At 51.8% G+C, this 19911-nt stretch carries 13 protein-coding genes; 2 read left to right on the top strand and 11 right to left on the bottom strand.

From position 1 onward, the window contains the following. Window positions 1–179: 179 nt before the first annotated feature. From HY962_01675 to HY962_01660, 4 genes are all read right to left on the bottom strand, one after another. Window positions 180–3266 carry an efflux RND transporter permease subunit gene (locus HY962_01675; protein MBI5645614.1) on the bottom strand — a complete coding sequence of 1029 codons (3087 nt, stop codon included), beginning with the start codon at window positions 3264–3266 and terminating at the stop codon, window positions 180–182. A gap of 12 nt (window positions 3267–3278) precedes the next feature. After that, the gene (locus tag HY962_01670) at window positions 3279–4817 is read right to left on the bottom strand and encodes an efflux RND transporter periplasmic adaptor subunit (protein ID MBI5645613.1); all 1539 of its coding nucleotides are present in this window, start codon (window positions 4815–4817) and stop codon (window positions 3279–3281) included. Between the two features lie 1904 nt (window positions 4818–6721). After that, entirely contained in the window at window positions 6722–7567 is an 846-nt protein-coding gene (locus HY962_01665) for a hypothetical protein (GenBank protein ID MBI5645612.1), read from the bottom strand. A 136-nt stretch (window positions 7568–7703) separates the two neighbouring features. Further along, the gene (locus HY962_01660; protein ID MBI5645611.1) at window positions 7704–8327 is read right to left on the bottom strand and encodes a hypothetical protein; all 624 of its coding nucleotides are present in this window, start codon (window positions 8325–8327) and stop codon (window positions 7704–7706) included. Between the two features lie 981 nt (window positions 8328–9308). On the opposite strand from HY962_01660, the gene HY962_01655 reads away from it, so the two are divergent. Further along, entirely contained in the window at window positions 9309–10745 is a 1437-nt protein-coding gene (locus tag HY962_01655) for a T9SS type A sorting domain-containing protein (protein ID MBI5645610.1), read from the top strand. 225 nt (window positions 10746–10970) lie between these two features. Here HY962_01655 and HY962_01650 read toward each other — a convergent pair whose 3' ends face one another. Beyond that, window positions 10971–11561, bottom strand: coding sequence for a hypothetical protein (locus HY962_01650; GenBank protein ID MBI5645609.1), 591 nt, complete (start codon window positions 11559–11561; stop codon window positions 10971–10973). Window positions 11562–12316: 755 nt separating this feature from the next. Here HY962_01650 and HY962_01645 point away from each other — a divergent pair. Continuing rightward, window positions 12317–13954 carry a hypothetical protein gene (locus tag HY962_01645; GenBank protein MBI5645608.1) on the top strand — a complete coding sequence of 546 codons (1638 nt, stop codon included), beginning with the start codon at window positions 12317–12319 and terminating at the stop codon, window positions 13952–13954. Window positions 13955–14778: 824 nt separating this feature from the next. Here HY962_01645 and HY962_01640 read toward each other — a convergent pair. The 6 genes from HY962_01640 to HY962_01615 form a co-directional block, all read right to left on the bottom strand. Next, a complete protein-coding gene (locus HY962_01640) occupies window positions 14779–15306 on the bottom strand; it encodes a hypothetical protein (GenBank protein MBI5645607.1) in 528 nt (175 codons plus the stop codon). A 4-nt stretch (window positions 15307–15310) separates the two neighbouring features. After that, complete coding sequence (locus tag HY962_01635) at window positions 15311–16138, bottom strand: hypothetical protein (protein MBI5645606.1); 828 nt, start codon at window positions 16136–16138, stop codon at window positions 15311–15313. Window positions 16139–16326: 188 nt separating this feature from the next. Further along, window positions 16327–16560 (bottom strand): DUF2188 domain-containing protein, encoded by a 234-nt coding sequence (locus HY962_01630; GenBank protein ID MBI5645605.1) that lies wholly within the window; start codon window positions 16558–16560, stop codon window positions 16327–16329. Between the two features lie 106 nt (window positions 16561–16666). Continuing rightward, a complete protein-coding gene (locus HY962_01625; protein ID MBI5645604.1) occupies window positions 16667–18733 on the bottom strand; it encodes a T9SS type A sorting domain-containing protein in 2067 nt (688 codons plus the stop codon). 51 nt (window positions 18734–18784) lie between these two features. Next, window positions 18785–19084 (bottom strand): HNH endonuclease, encoded by a 300-nt coding sequence (locus HY962_01620; GenBank protein MBI5645603.1) that lies wholly within the window; start codon window positions 19082–19084, stop codon window positions 18785–18787. 562 nt (window positions 19085–19646) lie between these two features. Continuing rightward, the gene (locus HY962_01615; GenBank protein MBI5645602.1) at window positions 19647–19838 is read right to left on the bottom strand and encodes a peptidoglycan-binding protein; all 192 of its coding nucleotides are present in this window, start codon (window positions 19836–19838) and stop codon (window positions 19647–19649) included. Window positions 19839–19911 lie beyond the last annotated feature (73 nt).

Genomic DNA, 19911 nt, shown 5'->3' with positions numbered 1-19911 from the left:
CGCGCGCGAATCATGAGTGTAACATTACGCCACGGAGACCGCACGATCAAGTGCAATTATCCGGCCCCGCCACGGTGCGTGAAGCCGCAAACTGCGCGGCTCCCGCACCACCACATACCAGCGTCACGCACGGCGGCGAGCAACAGCACATGACAGACAGTCCACTCAACCCTGCGCCGTCATTTCGAGGAAGTGTCCGGCATGAAACGCACATACAAGGCGGGTATCACAATCATGTTCAGGGCGGTGGATGTCAACAGGCCGCCGAGGATGACAACCGCCAGCGGCGCTTGAATTTCACTGCCAGGCTCGCCGGCCGACAAAGCCAGCGGGACGAGTGCCAGACCCGCGGAAAGCGCTGTCATCATCACCGGATTCAACCGTTCCAGCGAGCCCTGGCGCACAGCCGCCGCAAGAGAAAGGCCCTCATCGGCGAGGTGGCCGTAATGAGACACCATAAGAATACCATTTCGCGTCGCAATACCGAATAACGTTATGAAGCCGATGAGGGATGCGATGCTTATGATCCCGCCCGTGAGGGCAACCGCGGCGATACCTCCGATGAGAGCGAGAGGCAGGTTCACCATTATCAACACGGTCTTTTGTAACGAACGGAATTCGAGATACAGAATCACCACGATCAGAAGGACGGCCACTATGCTCAGCAACATGATGACTTTGGACGCCTGCTGCTCACTTTCGAATTGACCGCCGTACTCGATCGTGTATCCCTCGGGCAGGGACAAAGACGCGGCAACTCTGGCCTGGATATCCGTGATGACACTCGAGAGATCCCGATCGGCGACATTCGCCTGCACAACCATTTTTCTCCGCACATTCTCGCGGCTCACGGCATTGATGCCCTTTTCGGAGACGACCTCGGCGAGTTCGGTGATGGGTACCATACCACCTGAGGGAACATCGATCATGGCGCGGCGGATGTTCGCCAGACTCCCTCTGTGATTTTCGTTGTACCACACAAGCAGATCAAAGGATTGCTGCCCCTCCACGATCTGCGAAACCACCTCACCGCTGAACGCGATGTCGATTGTCTCGAGAAATGCAGCCACGGACATGCCGTGTCTGGCGAGACGCGCCCGGTCGGGTTTCACACGAATCTGCGGCACGGACAGTTGTTCTTCCAATGCCAGGTCCACCACACCCGGGACACCGCCCATCAGACCGCGCACCTCATGCCCAAGCGCCTTCAGACGCTCGAGATCATCTCCAAAAATCTTGACGGCAATGTTCGCGCGTGTCCCGCTCAACATGTGGTCGATACGGTGGCCGAGTGGCTGGCCAATGGTGATGTTCGCCCCCGGCACAATGCTCAAAGCATGCCGCAGTTCGCCCAGCATCTGTTCCCTGCTGCGGCCATCGAGTGTGAAGCGGGCGTCGATCTCGGCGGAATTGACGCCTTGCGCATGTTCATCAAGTTCCGCGCGACCGGTTCTGCGCGCTGTTGACGTGATACAGGGATGCGCGAGCAATATCGACTCCACCATACGGCCAAGAGTATTCGACTCCTCGAGCGAGGTACCCGGCACCGTGATCACACTGAGTGTGAGCGATCCCTCGTTGAACTCCGGAAGGAATGAGCGGCCGAGAAAAGGCAGAAGCGCGAGCGACAACACGAACACCAGACCCGCCCCGAGGAGGACCCTGCCCGGGGCCGCTATCACAGCATCGAGAGTCGCGCCGTAGACTCGTTTCAGGATACGGATAAACCGGGTTTCGGCATGTTTCTGTAAAAATGGCAGTTTGGGCAGCAGATAGGAGCATAACACCGGTGTTATGGTCAGTGCGACCAGCAGCGACGAGGCAATAGAGGCGATATACGCGATTCCGAGCGGTCGCAGCATGCGGCCCTCGACGCCCCCAAGAAAAAAGACGGGAAGAAACACCACAATAATGATGAGTGTGGCATTGACGATCGAGGAGCGAATTTCCCTTGACGCCTCAAAGATTACCACCACAGCGGGCCGCCTATCGCCGTCATTCAAGCCCGCGTTCTCTTTCAAACGGCGGAACACATTTTCCACATCGATGATTGCGTCGTCGACTATGGCGCCTATCGCGATCGCCATACCGCCCAGCGTCATCGTGTTGATGGAAAAATCGAACCAGGTAAGGACGAACAACGCGAAGATCAGCGAGAGGGGCATCGCCGCCAGAGATATGAACGACGTCCGGAAATTGCCGAGAAAGATGAGAAGGATCACGATAACCAGCACGGCCCCGTCTCGCAATGCTCCAACAACATTCCCTATCGAGGTGCTGATAAAATCGGCCTGACGGAAAATATGTGTGTTGATCTCCATGCCGGGCGGCAGTGATCGCTGCGTCTCCTCCAAGACGTGTTCAATACGTTCCGTCAGTTCCAGAGTGTTGGCCCCGGGCTGTTTCTGAATCGAAATGACGACGGCGTCCTTCCCGTTGACGGAGGCGTCGCCGATTTTTGGCGCCGCCGCGATCACGACCCGGGCGACGTCGCCGACACGCACGGGCACACCGTCATGCGTCGCGACAACCGCCGCTTCAATGTCGGCAACATTATACACACGCCCGAGTCCACGAATGAGGTATTCCTGCCCCTTCTCCATAAACACGCCACCTGAAGACGTGGCATTCGAGGCGGACACAGCGGCTGTCACCTGTTCGAGCGTCACGCCATAGAGGAGCAGCGCGTCGGGATTCACTTCAACCTGATACTGTTTTCTGCCGCCGCCGATGGGGACGACCTGAGACACACCCGGCACGGCAAGCAGCCGCGTGCGTATCGTCCAATCTGCAACGCCGCGCACGTCCAGCTCGGAGTGCCTGTCGCTGGAGACGCTCACAAGCATGATTTCACCCATGATGGACGACACCGGCGCAAGAACTGGTGCGGCAAGACCTTTCGGGAGCTGGCCCGCGACGAGTTGCACTTTTTCACTCACAATTTGCCGTGCGAGAAAAATGTCGGTCCCCCAATCAAATTCCACCCACACGATGGAGATACCCGTTGCTGATGACGACCGCACTCTGCGCACGCCGGTAGCGCCGTTCACCGCGGTCTCCACCGGGTATGTCACAAGCATCTCCACTTCTTCCGAAGCCATGCCATGCGCTTCGGTGAGGATTACTACCGTCGGCGCCGTCAGATCCGGAAAGACATCAACGGGAATCTGCACGACGGTGTACGCGCCGGCGAGAAGGAGGGCGAACCCGGCCAGAAGGACGATTAGGCGATTACGAAGCGCCGCGTGTATGATATTGTCGAGCATGGCGGCACCACGTCAATGCGCATGCCCGTGCGCGGGCACGGACGATGCTGATGACGCCAACCTCACAAGGGATGCGCCCCTGGTCACCACACGATCACCTTCCGCCACGCCCGCGACGATTTCCACTCTGTCTCCCTGTGGAATGCCCGTTGTGACGGAGCGTCGCTCGAAGGACTCCCCGCCTGTCTGTACGTACACAAAATACTGACCCTGATCTTCGAGCACGGCCGCTGCGGGGAGTGAAAGTCCGACGCGGCGCGCGGAATTGGCAAGCTGCAGACTCGCCGTCGCACCAATGGTGAACACATTGTTATGATTCGGCAACTCGAAAACGACCGGTATGCTCCTCGTGCGCTGATCGAGGATTTTTCCCACCGAAACACGCCGCGGTGAGCGGCCTTCAAAAAACACGGGATTCGGCGCCCCGGCCACATGCAACGCGACGAGGACCGGCTCCGAGAATGCCGCGTAGTCCGACATGGGCACATACGTACGCAGCCACACCGTTTGCTGGTCGATGATGTGGAATAACGGATCGCCCGTCTGGACGGGTTGACCGGGCAGGATGGAAACGCGTGCGATGTAGCCGTCGATCGGGGCCTTGATGGAAAAACCGCGCGCACCGGCGTCATATCCTCCCGGCTCATCGGAATGCAGCACGCGCCGCAACGACTCGTACGCGGCTGCCGCGCGCTGGAATTCGGTCTCCTTCGTCTGAAATTCGCTCTCCGAAATAACGCCGGTGCCAAACAGGCGTTTCGCGCGTTCAACCTCACGCGCCGCCAGGTCGCGTGCCGATTGAGCGGCGGCAAGCCGCGAACCAAAGTCGTCGCTGCCGCCCTGTGTTTCAGCCGACGGGAACAGGCGGAGCAAGGTTTGTCCCTTGCGCACACGACTCCCCGGAGCGGGCAGTGCAGCGCCGGCCTGCGCAGGGGTGTACCCGCTGAATGGCGCCGATACAAACACTTCGCCACCGCTGCGCGGTACTATTTCACCTATCGATTGAAGCGTCCCGACCAACACACCCGGCCGGACGACCTCCGTCCGGAAGTCGGTTTTCCACTGCTGCTCCTTGAGATACGCGATGCCGCGTGGCGCCTCGTGGCCGGGTGTATGTGCGGCACGTTCCGCCATATCACGAAAGACACGGAGACTGTCCACACGCAGCGTGTCACTGCCCGCCGCTTCGACAATCACTGTCAGGCGGTAGACACCTGCTTCTTTGAACAACAGTGCTGGCCGATAAATCCCCGGCGAAGAAGCTGATGCGATAGAGCGTTCAACGATTGACCCGGTTGCGGAGACCGCGCGCACGAGCACGCGCCCGCTGACAACCGGCTCCGCTGTTGCGAGGAGCGTCAGATGCAAGGCAACGTCCGCTTCAACGCCCGCCAGCAGTGCGGGGAATTCGGCAAAAAGCTCCGTACGCTGCGTCCATACTGTCACCGCGCGGCCGCCGTGATCATCCGGTGTTTCCTTACCATTCTGTGTGGAGCAGGAAATAAAAAGGAATACTGCGATTACGGGAATCGCCCGAGCATATCTGGCCACGAGACAACCTCCATTCGAACCGGTCTCACACCGGCATGATCATGATGGGAAACGCAACCGCAGGCGCAGTTACGTCACAAGGCATGATGCGTGAGTCGCTCAGGCGATAGGAGGAGCGCGGCCGGGAGTGGACGCACAATAATCGGCAGGATGTTGATCCGGGGCCGCGGGATGGTGAAACAACTCCGGTCGACGGCCCGGTGGTTCAGACGACAGCGCCGGAGGCAGGGCGGCAGTACCCGAGACGAAATCACACCTTTCGCCGCGATCAGAGCGGGACGCGGCGAGCAGCGTGATAGTCGCAACCGGATGCCAATGATGCGGCTGCCCCGCGTTAGATGCAGGACGTGGTGTGCGGAGAATTGTGCGGCCGACGTATGCATATGCACAAGCATACCCGAAGTCCCGCCTGCATGATCCCACTCGCCACTGTGTGTATGGAAATGAAGCCCGTTGCCGATAATCAACACCAACATCAACGCGCCTAGCGTTGCTGATGCCGTTGTGTCATGCCATATGGTGCGCCTCTGAAACATCACAAACCAAGATAGCAGAATTCAAGGACGATACAACCAGGCGACTGTTTTTCCATGGCCCGCGCGGCACGGCTCACCTGCCATACTTTTTCCTGAGGGCCAGAATGTCCTTCATACACCTCACCGACTGCTTCAGCAGCGCGATTTGCGCCTCGGTTTCTCTTATCATCAGTTCAGTGACATGTGGCAACTCTACCATAGCTGGCTGGGACAGTGGCGGAGGCGATTGTGGGCATGGGTAATGCGGGAACTTACTATGCGAATAATGGTCCGACACTAAAGGATTGCCGGGAGCGCGAAAAATGCGCCCTAAAGTCTTCAACCTTTCGAATTGAAAGATTCAATGGAGGAAAATGCCATTCGTTTGAGTTCGGGATTCACGCCGGGTTGCCGTACTGCCTGAACCCTGTGAAATGCCGTATTTGGGCTGTTTTCAACGAATCGTCCAAAAACAGAGTATGGTGACACGGATTTAGTGTGCGGTGACCAAGGTTTTGAAGATTGTTGCTGGTATTAGAACTACCTTTCACGGTATTGAGAACATCATGCACTGAATGCTAACGTTGCTTTCAACGGATGCAAGTACGGTGACGAACGTGCAGACAGCTCTCACCTGGATGGAGATTCGTAGTGACGAAACCGAAGACTTCATGCACGTAGCGTGATAAAGCCGTGACAGACCGGCAGAGTGGTCGTACAACCGTGGTGATTGCTGTTACAAAATGTAGGAGGCCACACGCAAAAGTTGAGACAGCTGTAACCGGATCCCGGAGTAATGTGGCAGCCGTTGAGATTGTCGGTTATACGTTTTAAACATGTAACTCCAGAGTTGGAAATATATGTACCAAGCCAACAGAGTCCGTTTTGTCGGCTGCAATGTACTTTTTTATGGCTGCAGAGTGCTTTTTGAACACTGTGAGAAGTGTACGCTGAGGATGGGTGAGACGTTTGTTTGCTTTGATCACCGTGTTGTGGCGTGAAACACCCCAGCAGCCGTTTGGGGTGTTTGGTTTGACTGAGTGGGTCGTCTGTTCGTTCTGAGAGTTAAATCGGTGGTCGGCCAACGGCGTCATTTTCCAAATGCCGGCCTTTGTGTTGCAGCGGTGTAACTGCCCTTTGTTTTGGTGAGAAGTAGGTTTGCTCGCTGCAATCGGCGTTTTAGTGGGATTGATCTCTCGTTTGTCAGACCGCATATCTGTGACGGCAACCTAGTTATACCATTTCCACGATTGCGAGTACGCTTCCGTGCGTTGGGTTAAAGCGGATTCCCGGATACCGCAAAAGAATCTTCCTCGAATTGCATGAAAAAAAACACCCCCCGTGCCCTGGGGGGTGTTGGATCTGCTCTTGCTGATGTAGAGAGGCAAATCAAACCGCTGGTACCTCCGCTTGCTGGTGAACAAGATTGGTCGCGCTCGGATGCGCACCGTTGCCGTCGCGCATCGCCAAGGATGGCCCTGGCAATGGTATCGAAGTGGCGTGCGTTGAAAAGCTGGCTGCAGTTCCGGCAGGTTCGGGCACAACAGGTGCTTCTTCAACCGGATTGGGTTTCCGCCAGCGTTTCATGCCGTACCACCGAGTCTGTCTCGCGCTCACGTAGCTTTCGTAGGCGTCGCTGTTCCTCTGGAGATACTGCTCCAGGAAGTTGTCGAACTCTTCCGTAAGAAACGTATCCGTTTCATAGAACAATTTCTTCAGATTTTGGCGCATGGCCACGCGATTCGTGAGGCTCTGATATCGGGACACCACCGCAGCGTTTGTGGTTCCGAGCTTTGATTGTAAGTCCGACAATATGTCGACGCCATCCAGCCAATACGGCCCGAGCTTTTCCCTCACAGCAAGAGCTGCTTCAAGGATATGTTCCGCCGTGCGCAGGAGGTTGGCAAGCCGCATACGTGAGAGTGGTCCACGCTGCTGCCGCGACTTGGCCATCAACTCGCTGTCCTTCACAGAACGCGCGTACGCATGAAGGACACCGCTGACGATCAGTAACGTGTTGATAAGACTTTCCTGCGCCGCCCGTTGGGCATCCATTTTTCCTACGACACCGTGTTCCTGATAGTCGACGGCTTCCTTGATTGCTGCGAGAAGTTCGTCGAAACGATCAACCAACGGCTGAAACATGGGCGTACCCTTCAGCATCTCGGCGTGTGTGTTGACGAAGTCCCGCACAGTGTGGAACATTCGCAACTGGTTGTTCTGGCGCTTATTCATAAAGACCTCCGATTAAAAAAATGTGATTGGGATGTATGTGGCCCCTCGAGGGGTTCTATCACATTGGCCCGGTTCTCCCGGGGCGGACCTGCGGCACGTAGCGACTGTGCCGCGGGAGGAAAGAGAAACAAAGCTCTTAGGCGACCTCACTTACACGAAGCGTGGCGTCGAGCCGCGCAAAAACGTGCGGGTCGTGTAACACTGTGTCGTGAAGCAGCTCCTTGCTTTCAGCAAGCACAGCGCGGATATGTGCACGGAGTCGCTCCCGCTCGGACAGTGCTGGATCACCTTCGTTGGCGCCGCTCGTCAGATCCTGAATTGCCGCCTGGATCCCCTGTTCTGCTGCTTCGCGGTCGGAGCAATAGGAAAGAAAATGAAGAATCGGTTGCAGCTCCTGCAGGATGTATGCGGTGACAAGGAATAACTCGACTCCAAGCGACCCCTTTGCCTTTGGCGTCGAGTGGTACTGTCCTGCGCTCTGGGCGTCCAGACCCAACCGCTCGGCAAACATTGTGAGGACGCGCCGAATCCCGAATGCCACCTCGTACATCTGCTCCTCCGCTTCCAGACGCGTGGAAGAACTCTCCTGCGGAGTCCACATCTGTACGGAGACATAACGTTCCAGCTCTGCGACATTCTGTTCGAACGAGGCGAACCACGAAGCAAAACGGGGCGAGGCGTTGAACTCGGCGTAGTTAATTGCAAAAAAGTCCAAAAGCATGCGATACAGCGCAGTTTCGGCAGTTTGGCGCGATGTCATAAGGCCCTCCGTTGGAAAAAGTGGTATGTGGTGTGCAGACATTTCCAGGTTTCGGTACGTGTGTCGAAGGTCGGTTTGCGGTTTTTGCCAAGGCATAAGACTTACACTCCGCAAACGAAAAAATGTTCCCGGTTTTTTGAAATTTTTTACCCATAAAAAACAGGCACTTAGCATAAACGCCGAAAAAAAGTTTTCGGCGCGTGCAGTTTTTTTCTCGTACCGCCGCGCAAAAACGACTGCGCCGCGGCGCGCGAAACAGGATTTCCGGAATGAAAGAATGGGCTCAGAGGAACGCTTTCGAACAGCGGTGAATGCCAAAACGCAAAGTCTACCAGACGTGCTGCCCTTGCCCCGTTATCGTAGAACAATAGCGCGGACTACTATCTGACAGCGCGGTCAAGAATGCTTGCGGTTTGCAATTATTGCATTACGTGACTTGTTTATCCGAAAATATTCCTATGAATTCCGCGAGAAACACTTGTAAATTGATTGTGATTTTCACGTAGCGAACATATTCACCACGAATTTCCGGGTATGAAATGGCCATGGATTTCTCTGGCCACGTGGGGAATAGGGAAAAGCTCTTCCGCGGCCTGTCTGCAAAGATGGCTATAAGGAATAGTCAACGTTCAAACAAGTATGCCTGGCCGCAGTCCTTTTGATATTGCCCTCAAACGTATTTGCAGATTAACCACCCGTCTTGCGGGTTTAACCCATCGCTCACTCACTTACCAAGGTGCCGCCATGTCCGCTATACCGACGAGAAAATGCGTTGCAAAGGCATGTCCTTTCATTCTCCCACCGACGCCGCAGTGATTCCGTTATGTACTGCCGGCGAAACACCAAGTCAATAACCGGCACAATGCCGCCTGCTCCGGCTCTGGAGCGAAACGCAGTGTGCAGACATTAAATATGCCGCTTCCATAGCTGCGCAAGAACAGGTATGGAAACAACAAAGCACAATAATCATTCGAGGGCCATATGGCACATTATAATGCAAACCGGTCGGGACTATTGGGATACACTGCAATCAGGTACATATTCCTAATGGCAGCGTTAGTGTTCATTGGGATGCCGACAAAGTCATTGGCACAGGATATCAGTTTCGGGATAATGCACTCCTTCCAAGGCGATACAAGTCAATTTTCAACGTATGGCCCTGCCGGATTGGGTTGGAAAGGCTACTTCGCAGGATGTGACGCAACCAGAGAAGATGAGTATACAGCAATGCAAAATGATCACTGGTATCCCAGTATCGGCAGTCTCACACGAGACCACATCGTCAATAATCGCTGGGACCTTGTAGACGCTGAGATTGCATATGCGAAGCAGTATCAGCATGCTGACTGGATATATGTGGACGATGGATTGTCTGGGATGGGAATCACGAAAGATCAGATGGACATCTTAGCAGCAAAGGTGCATGCTGACCCATGGCGAGCCCTTGCAACCGCAGAATATTCAAGGCCATGGATGGAAGCCGAGCCAGATTGGCATGATAATGTTGATATCATCATGCCGTACGACTATGCTGCAACGGAAGCCGAGTTAGGGGAATTTCTTGATTGGGTTAAAACGCACTATTCCATGAAAAATATTGTTCCATTTTTATGCTATGAGACCACGCTGTCTTCAGGCGCCGTCGTCTCTCAGACAGGCGCCTTTATAGACACCGCTAGAAAGTACACCAGCCTTATGGGTCAGGATTGGCGATTTATCTTCTATTACGTCCCAGGCACCCTTGGCGCGCTATCTGCTCATCTGAAAACACACGCCGGCATGTTTCACCCAGAAGTCAGCATTACCGGGCCCAACAGTGTATGCCACCCAGAAAAGGGCTCCCCGCCCAATGAGTACACGTGGACGGCAAACGCTAGCTACGGAACCCCGGCCTACACATATTTATGGTACCGGGACGGTAATTATGTGGGCTCAGGTCCTACATACTCAATCACTTGTTACGCGCAGAATCCAGGTGGAGGTTCGAGCGATTTTTCACTGCAAGTGCGCATTACAGATAGCTGGCTTGATCCCATGCCCGCGGCGTCAGGCGACCTTACAGTGACCGAATACGGTACATGCTATATCCCACCGAAGCTAACACCGAGGCCCGAAGCGGGTACACCTGTAAAACGGTACGAATGCAGCATTTCCAACAATTACCAGTCTTCATTTAATACAATATCGGTTATCCGATATTCGCTGGCTGGCGAAGCAACCGTCAGCGTGCGAGTGTATGACGTCCTCGGAAAGGTAGTATCTGATTTGACAAGCGGAATCCAGAACAACGGCAGTTATACTGTGCGGTTCGACGGTTCAAAGCTGGGAAGCGGGCTATACTTTGCTCGGGTAGTTCTTGAACCTCTTGATGGCAGCGTAGCGTACCTAGAGACATTAAAAATCGTCCTCTCTAAATAAGTTTATGACCTACCCGCTTTATGCTCAATAGTCCCGCGAGCAGCCGCAGGTAGTACACATCCATACACCTGTTGAGGAAAGTATTCTGTTCAAATAGATTGTTCCTGACCTCTTTGATTCTGCTGAATCTCGGGCAGTGATTCCGACTGTAAACGATCACCTTTCATTTAGTAACGGAATAGTGAGCGTATAGCCCGGAACGCTGCCCGACTTTCACAGATTTGTTCAAATGTATCTATTACGCTGTACGTTACAAGGGCATGCGTGGGCTAATGGCAAGCCGGTGCAACGACGGATAAGTATGCTTGTTAGATAATAACACTGGCGTGTGAAACTGGCCGCGCTGGCAAGTCGTTCGGCACAGGGCGCGACGGCGAGTTCCTTCTCGCGCCAGAACACGTGCATGGAACCATCGAGCCAGTGGCGTACGACAACGCGCTGTCGGGGCACCGGGAGAAGATCGTTTGCGGGCAAGAGCTGATAGAAACAAGACCGGACACGAATGGTCATGCCGTTATAGACATGGCGTTCCTCTTCATGGCCGATGATGTTGTCGAGATCGTAGGGCGTGGCATCGCGATGAACATCGGTGAGTTCCTCCGTGCTGGCGAAACGCCGGTTGTGCTCGTCGATGTATCCCGCGTCGAGAAACGCGCTGGCCTCGTCAATCGAGGAGATTCCCGCCAGGCGCAGCATCCGGACAAGGCGATCCTGCTGCGTGCGGTTGGCGCGCTCGACGCGTCCTTTTGCCTGCGGTGAACGGGCGTAAATGATGCGGATACCGAGGACGTGGGCGGCACGGGCAAATTGTGTCACACCATTCTTCGTCCAGTAGGCACTGTGACGGTCGAGAGGGATTGCCACGGAGGCCGTGGACGAGCATAGCGGCACCTCATTCCAGAAATGCGGCCTTCTGGCGAAAGCAGTCCCGTCTGCTGATCGCGAGTTCGACACTCGCGTCCGCGATCGACATCTGCCCGGTTGTACCCAAACTCAGAATATGCGCTTTGTGTCGTTCCTTGCTGGTCATAGGCAGGGCGTCTGTCATGCTGCGGGCCTTCGTCGTGAGAAGGCCCAACGTGGAGGATTCCACTGACATTTCTACAGAGCTTAAATCCTGCCTTTTCTACAGAGGCATTACACGGGGTCGAAAATACGTGTTGCCACGTATTGTGTTGCCGAGATGGTGCGAGGATATTCCCGTGTTGAAGGATTCGCATACCGCTTGTACATCATACCTCAATTCACAGAACCGGTGATTCTACGGACATTGCATCGCTCACAGGATTGAAGCAGGTCAACACCAGAAGCCAGCACGGACTGCACTACTTTCTTAACTACAAGTGTATCAGCCGTCATTGTAGATACTCGCGGTTTATATATCCGCATATTATTTCCGTGACCACGGTTTCGCATCTTTTTTCGATACATATTTAGGCCGCCCGCTCAGATTTCCGAGACCCATTCGCACCAACTCCTCGAAACGCAGGGGTAATATCGCTTAAGTTAGTTTTTGTGCTAAACAACGCACCGAGCACCATGCACCGTGAAACAAAACAATGGAGGAAGTTGTGACAGATCTAAATCCTATTTCACGACTCGGAGAACTTGTTTCGGAGAACAAGGCTATTGACAACTATTTACAATTAGTCGCCTCCAAAACACGGAAAGTGCTCGAAGAGTTCGCGGCGTTCGCTCCGCATAAGGTCAACATCATTAGCACAACTGAATCAGGCCATGTTTTGGCCGAACAGATTACTTCTTATGTGAAAGAAATAGACGCGTGTTATTTTCAAATATACAAATTACTGCGACACGGCAAGATAAGAGCTCTTCATCACAATATATCACACATATTTTCGCAAATTGCCGTCACCCTTATTTCTGACGGATCAACAAGCAATGCACAGTGGTACAGTAATACAGACGATGAATTGCGATGCATCGCATACACAGCCGAAGCGCTAAACAACCGAATAAAATATAAGATCGGCGCTCTGCGCGTGGTTATTCCTCTATTACTAGCAGCGATGGCTTATTGCACCTACATATTAGCGCACATATTGATCTACGACAGCGATATCGCAAATAGCAAAATAGATATTATATCACCAGCCAGTGCTCATTACCAATACAATACAAATGACGTAAGATTACTGGACACTAACTTTACTGCTTGGTATTATCGTGAATTTTCCAGATACTACTTTGGGAAGAACAGCACAATAAGTACGCGGTTAGATCCCGATAAACTTGATTTAGCCGAACTGATATACTCCGGTCAAAACGCTGCGGACGGTCGTAGCATTCTTCTTACTAGTATTACTATTACAGTAACAAAGATTAAAGATAAACCCTTTGAATACAATAAACTTGACACAAAAGCCAGATTAGTCGTTTCATTCAGAGAGCCGAATCTCGTGCTGGTTGCCGACTCCGGCGTAGGGCCGTCGTTAGATGTTGTGTCTACCATTTCCGCAAGCGGTCGAGTGATAATCACAGATACAATCCCAGAAATACTGGGGAATGCACATAGAATAGACCTCTTTGAACCAGACGACACTTTTGACACGCTAATGACCGACGGTCAACAACTGTTGGGCTGCCTAAGGTACATCAACTCTGAACGGGACTACCTCAATAGTGCAGGTACTAGGGGATATGAATTAATACGCTCAATTGAGAGATTATCGCAAATTACTCAAATAGCAGCGAGTGACCGATTGCAGATTAATACTAAATACAGGTCGCTTCGGGGAGATATTCACAATTCAATTACCACACTGCCCGCCGTTAAAGGACTGATATATTACAGGAAAATGAATTCTTTGTTGCGATGCAATTATTCTCGAGAGTGGCAAATGAATTCAGCACCGCCATACTGCAGTGCAATTGAACCATTTCTACCACAAATGGAGCGCACAGACCAACCTAAGGGGGTAGATATATATCGCTGCACTGTAACTGTTGATGTGTTAAATACCCATTTAAATGAGCCTGCTATTGTAATTACCAAGCCGAGCGCAATATTAAATCCAAATGGCTATGTACACACGGTTATTAAAATATCAGGCTGCAGTTCTGGCTTCTACCAGCTGAGCGTGAAGATAAACGGCGTTGAAGTCAGTACATCATCGTTCGAATTACTTGTACCTAAATACCCACAATATTGGATGGCAATAAATGATGCAAATATCAAATACAAATAAAGTTGCACGTTGAGGAGACCTGTGGATTTATGGCTTATGACCGTTTAGTACCTTTGTTTGAACCATAATTTGGACCCAGGGATGACCGTGAGTCATCCATGCTCGTAAGCAGATTCAAGGATGTGGTATAGCGGTTTTTTATATTATCCGGGATAGTATGATATTGGCAACCTCCTTTGTGAGGAAAACAAATGTAAGAAGGTCAATTCTTGCGCTGACATAACTAATATCAGCCTCTTCTTGGTCATCTCATCGGATACCCTCGGGCGGTGCATACATAAATATGCCTGCATTTTAACATCGCAGTCAGTATTGGGTCTGGCTATGCGCAAAGATTCCGGAAGCGAAAACGCTGATGCATGCGTCGAGAGCGCGACTGGCACCGAGAAACCATTGGAGGGAAGACAGATGACTGCGCTCGCGAAGCACAAGTGTAATCGCTCGAATTGGGCGCCAATACGGCCATATCGAACGGCCACGACATTGACGTACAAGCAGGCTCGATGTTACTGCTAACAACGAGCGGGACAGCTACACTCGTAAACGAGGAAACGATGGTTGATCGTGGATCTTAGACACAATCACGAATAGCGCTAGAGCCTGACGCAGAGCGCCATCTCGGTGGCCCTCTCGCTCGCACCACTTGCATACTATCCTTCGACAAACTGAAGGGCTAGGACGGCACCTTATTTTAGGGTGTGCTGGGTCCTATTAATAACCGGAACATTATGCGCGAGAGTAGACACTTAAGCGAGACACACTTTAGGATACCCGGCGGGCCAATATTCTGCGCTATTGAAATTAATGCTGGATTAGCACACGACTTAGTCTCGAACAAGCACGAAGTAGAAATTCGTGATGTTACGACCATTCAGAAAAAGAATATGCAGTAGAATCGCAATAATTACAGCACTACCAATCCCAGCACCGCGATTGAGAGAACACGATGAGTAAAGCGCGTAATAGCTTACACTTAAAATGAGTAACGCTATTTCTTCAAGTAAACAAAATGAAAACAGCATTACGAGATGCTGATACAACGTCATTTTTCGATTGCCGATTTTCCGATCGGTTGGCTCTTTCTTTAAGAGCTCAATATTTGCACCATCTGTCGATGCGAGAATGGTAACGCAGGCCACTGTGAAACCTACTAGAATAGAGAGCAAGGTTAGAATATGACCTATTAAGCTAAGAATAGAGGTCAGTTCCATATACCTGGTTACAGTAAGATATCCTGCGAAGCCCAGCCCAAGAGGGATGAGAATTTCGTATATCGCCTCATTTGGCCTCAGGTTTCTCCAATAATCAAGGATCAGGAATTTGAATTCTGAGTAAATCAGTTGCTTTGCCATGTTTTCACCATCTCTCCAGCACTATTTTTTCCATTGTATTTAGTAAGGGTTCAGACTTAACGATACCTGTAGTCTCGTCCACTTCTGTCTTAATATAGTCTTTCTGTCGTAGTTTACCAGTATCCAAAATGATAGTGCTCCCTGCGCGCGATGTTCCTGACACTCGCAATCTTGCTACTAACTTCTTTTTATGTGCGCGAGCCATGTCAACTGCGAGCTGTTTAATATCCTTACGCAATTTTGATGGAACTTTTAGCTCCAGTTCCTCTGCAACTGATTCGGTCCGTTTAGAGAATCTCAGGAACTGCGACGAAAGCAAATCCTTCGATACGAAAAGAGTGGCCGAGGATACGCGCTTCATCTTATTAATCTCGTTAATGAAGCCTTGACTTGGCACGCTCATGCTCACGATCTTCCAGTCGCAATTGATCTGATTCACCCCGTAGTATACGCCTACTGCCCAATTTAGATAATAAGTAATATCATCAACGCTAACGCCCGAGCGTCGTTCCTCAAGCAAAAGCCCTATTTCATCATTGAAGAAGGCAAGTGCGAAATGTGTTAACTCCTTCTCGCTTTCGTCTAGCGTTTTCGGATTTGGCCTCTCAGAACCAGTCTTACGATTAACAAGAGGCGGCCGATGAGAGTGTTTCCCGCTTACAAATACGCCTTTCCACACACCTGCAGAACTCTCCTTGGCTCTATCGAGGCGGTACCACCTATCCGTACTAATATCTTGATGACGATCAACGAGGCTAACAGTAAGAATGTACTGCAGCGATGGAATAAGTGACTTTGGTGCTTCGCACAGCTCTGGATCAGATTTTTTCACCAACTGAAGCGAAAAAAAACCTAGGATTCGCGTTGTACTACTCATTTGAGACACCTCTCATTATGCGTTGATTTGCAGGAGACCAGCTTAGCAGTGATATTAAGTATTTGCAATCATGATTATTATTGCCTGTAAACCATGTGGTAAGTTATAGAGGGGCTTGGAGCGCAAATACAATTCAGTATTCTTCATCCACGCGGTGGGAATGAGTCCCGCGCAGGTGGTACTGTATCACGGCTGCGGATCTTACCATCCACACCTTTAATGATGAGTTCACCGCCACCTTCTCGGCGAATCTGTGCACGGGCAGTGTCGATAGCTTCCTGCTGGGTCCGATGTACAGAGGACGCTCGTTCAGAGTTAGGTCTTTTGACTGCCCATCCTGTGAGAGTTTGTACAACCCATAGTTCGTTGGCTGGCATTGCTACCTCCTTTGAAATTGTTATTGAACCACGAATGCCAATTTTCGGGGAATACGGATTTCTTATAAAATGACTTCGTGCCTGAATACCCGAATAATCACTTGCTTCAACGGCTCACAAAATTGAACGTCCTTGTTCCCTTGGATGTAATGAGTTGGAGGAAGTACTGGCCGGACGGGGGAGCCTCTATGGGGAGTGTGTGGCTACCCGCCGACATTTCGACAAGGACTCGTTGAATCACGACTCTACCAAGGACATCAACAATTCTGATCGTCACCGTACCAGAATGCTCTAGTTCGAATTTGATTCTACTCACCGGGGTGACAGGATTCGGGTATATGGCCACATCCCGAGGATCGACGTGGTTGGTTGCCTGATCGGCGACTGAAAGTACCGGGCCGCTAGAGCGCCACACACCGTTCCCGGTCATCGCAATAAACAACCTACCGTTCGGATGAATTGTAACCTGCCGAATATTAGCTACAGGCAAACCTGTATTTTGGAGTTTCGTCCAGAGAAATCTACCCAGATCAAAAACGCATACGCCCTTTTCCGTTGCAACTACAAACGTCTTTGTACCATCAGATTCAAGTGCCTGAATAGTTGCATTCGGTGGCAAGCCCGCTGTCACATTCACCCATGTTGCGCCCCGATCCGTGGAGAGTGACACGAGCTGGTTATGTGCCGCCATTATCGCACCGCTACTGACTGCTGCGAGGCAGTTGGGATCAATGTTAATACCAGCATACTGCCATGTGATACCCCAATCGGTGGACCGATATGACGATTCATTTGACAAGGTCACGAATAGAAGTGAATCCAAGACGATTCTAATTGTCGCCTCCCGATCGGGGATTGTAGAGCGATAGATCCAAGTGGAACCATCATCAGTCGATAGTACCGCACCTTTCGAACCAGTAACATAAGCGACACGCCCCGCAGCAGTAGTGCTAATCCACTGAACATTTTTATAAGGAATGAGCAACTCAGACCAACTGGAGGCATTGTTAACAGATTTAAAAATATTTGATGGACCCACGGCAAATATGTTCCCCGTGGTAGAAACATGTACCTGACGGAGTTTTGGATATCGCACTTCGATAGGTACTGTGATAAGCTGCCAACTCGCACCCATATCTTGTGACATCGCGACAAGGCTGGGCCCATGCACGGAATACAATGTACGATCTGGTGCACAAGCTAACACACTCACGGATGTGTTGGCGATCCCAGAGTTCGAGGCCTGCCAGGTTGCACCAATATCAGTACTGCGCACCAATCCAGAATCATTGAACCCTGCGAATATGATTGAATGGGAAATCGCGACAGATTGAAAATCCCTCAGTGACTGCGGCCTGAACGCCCATGATCTGCCCTTATCGAGGGAATAGTAAAATCCGTTGTAGCTTGTGAGAACGACCGTGTTACCCTCTGAATCGAGATCACTCGCGGCAACATTGGACAAATCCGTCTCGTAGAGGACTGCCAAACTGTCGTTGGTCCGAAATACACCTGTAGGAGTTGTAAACAAAAAATTGGAACTATCGATTTTGTGGATGGCACGGAACTGTAGACCGGAGTGGTGTGATGATGCCCAAGTTCTGCCATCGTCACGCGAAACGTAAACACGCTGCGACTGGATGAATATGATAAGGCTGTCGCCGTGTGTTTCGATGTCCGCGACTGTTTCCTTACCCAGGTTTTTTGTCGCGTCAATGCCAGCCCAAGTTGCACCATTATCGGTTGACCTGTATAGGCATGGTGCGTTCGAACTTGTGGTTAGAGCACCAGCGATAAGTGTGCCGTCATCCTTCACGCAGATTGATGCGGGCCTAAAGTAGGGATTCTCCAGTGAGATCCAGTCGTCGAGGGTTGGGTCATACCGATATGCGATAGGAATCTGAGAGAGCGCGAGAATTTGCCCTGCGCGACCAGGGCAGAGTTTGAGTATCGATGCATTCATCGTACCACGCCGTTCCCAGGAGGCACCACTATTTGTGCTACTGTAAACACCTTGGAGGGTGCCGCAAAAAAGAACGCCACCGGTACTTTTTGTCAGGCTGCGAACACTACCGCCGTAAGGCCCCGTTGTCGGTTCCCAGAATGGCTGTGAGGTGGCGGGGAATCCACAAACCGAAAACGTTGCTATTATTGCTAGTAGGAACTTCGACATAATTCTGTTCTCCATTGGATACGGTTGGGAGTCGTACAATGAAAAGGCCTCTCAGCCCAGAAGCCTTCTTATCTGCTCCGCTGCTAGCCAGACCGGATAATCCGTATCCCCCTTTGAACTATTATGCGCATTGCACATCGGTTGGAGATTTTCCACTGACGTCCGGCCACCTTTTGACCAAGGTACAATATGATCCAAAGTCTCGTAGCGTACTCCGCACCCTGAAACAACACACGTATTGCCCTTCGTTTTGATAACGGCAGCCTCCATGTCTGCTGGCCAGTTGTGCGTGTCAACGTACGCGCTTGGATTGCTGAAGGGCGATGGCACAAACGCGAGTTTGTCCATCATTCTGGTACATCTAACCGCCTTTCCTACAGATTCCCAATCCACGGTTTCAGCGGAACCGCACACTGGGCACGTAAATGTCCATTTCATCAAACCACCTCTTGCATTAATTGTGTGCACCGATCCAAATCAGAGTCACGCATGTATTTGGTTTGTTGCTCAATTCAAAGCTAGGTCTCCCTTTGCGCACTAGCCTTAGACCCACATCTCTCTTGCGGGGTAAGTCGAATTCGTACTCACATCTCTGTTACCTGGTCCACCTTGTCCTCTTCAATGGATGGAACGAGAGTATCTCACCACAAAAATACTGCTCCCCGCATTCTTTCCCTACAACCTCCCTGCTCCCCGGAAAATATTTCTGGGCGTGGTTTTGGGGTCATCCGGTTTGCGTTCTACCGCATAGCGTAGCGGCTGCACGGTAGATTCGCGAGGGGAGAACGGCTTCGTATCGCCGGCGGCTGATTAGGCGCAATGCGCCTGCATCACGTGTCAATACGTGAAACACGAGACGCTTAATCACCCGCTAATGGCGGCAATGCCTAAACCGGAGTAGCCGCCCGGTACGTCACACCAGCACTACCCGCAACTCCTTCGCTGTGAGGGGGCCCACTTCACCATCTGCAATAAGTCCTTTGCTGAGCTGAAACGCGACAACGGCGGCGTGGGTTTTCAGTCCGAACACTCCGTCTAGTTTGCCGGGATGGAAACCCGCGGCTTTGAGGGCGCTTTGTATGCTCTTCACCACTGCCCCTTCCATTGGGGGTGTCAGCAGACGGTAGATTGTGCTCTTGGGTGGTTGGACCTCAACCTGGGCGCGTTTTGGTGTATAT

This window comes from Ignavibacteriota bacterium (genome assembly GCA_016218045.1).
GTDB lineage: Bacteria > Bacteroidota > Ignavibacteria > SZUA-365 > SZUA-365 > JACRFB01.
This window is presented reverse-complemented; position numbering and strand designations above follow the sequence as displayed.

What these genes read in the sequence shown, in the direction of transcription:
- HY962_01615 (MBI5645602.1), bottom strand. Translation starts at nt 19,838, where the DNA reads ATGGAAGGGGCAGTGGTGAAGAGCATACAAAGCGCCCTCAAAGCCGCG.
- HY962_01625 (MBI5645604.1), bottom strand. Translation starts at nt 18,733, where the DNA reads ATGTCGAAGTTCCTACTAGCAATAATAGCAACGTTTTCGGTTTGTGGA.
- HY962_01675 (MBI5645614.1), bottom strand. Translation starts at nt 3,266, where the DNA reads ATGCTCGACAATATCATACACGCGGCGCTTCGTAATCGCCTAATCGTC.
- HY962_01665 (MBI5645612.1), bottom strand. Translation starts at nt 7,567, where the DNA reads ATGAATAAGCGCCAGAACAACCAGTTGCGAATGTTCCACACTGTGCGG.
- HY962_01660 (MBI5645611.1), bottom strand. Translation starts at nt 8,327, where the DNA reads ATGACATCGCGCCAAACTGCCGAAACTGCGCTGTATCGCATGCTTTTG.
- HY962_01620 (MBI5645603.1), bottom strand. Translation starts at nt 19,084, where the DNA reads ATGATGGACAAACTCGCGTTTGTGCCATCGCCCTTCAGCAATCCAAGC.
- HY962_01655 (MBI5645610.1), top strand. Translation starts at nt 9,309, where the DNA reads ATGGCACATTATAATGCAAACCGGTCGGGACTATTGGGATACACTGCA.
- HY962_01630 (MBI5645605.1), bottom strand. Translation starts at nt 16,560, where the DNA reads ATGCCAGCCAACGAACTATGGGTTGTACAAACTCTCACAGGATGGGCA.
- HY962_01640 (MBI5645607.1), bottom strand. Translation starts at nt 15,306, where the DNA reads ATGGCAAAGCAACTGATTTACTCAGAATTCAAATTCCTGATCCTTGAT.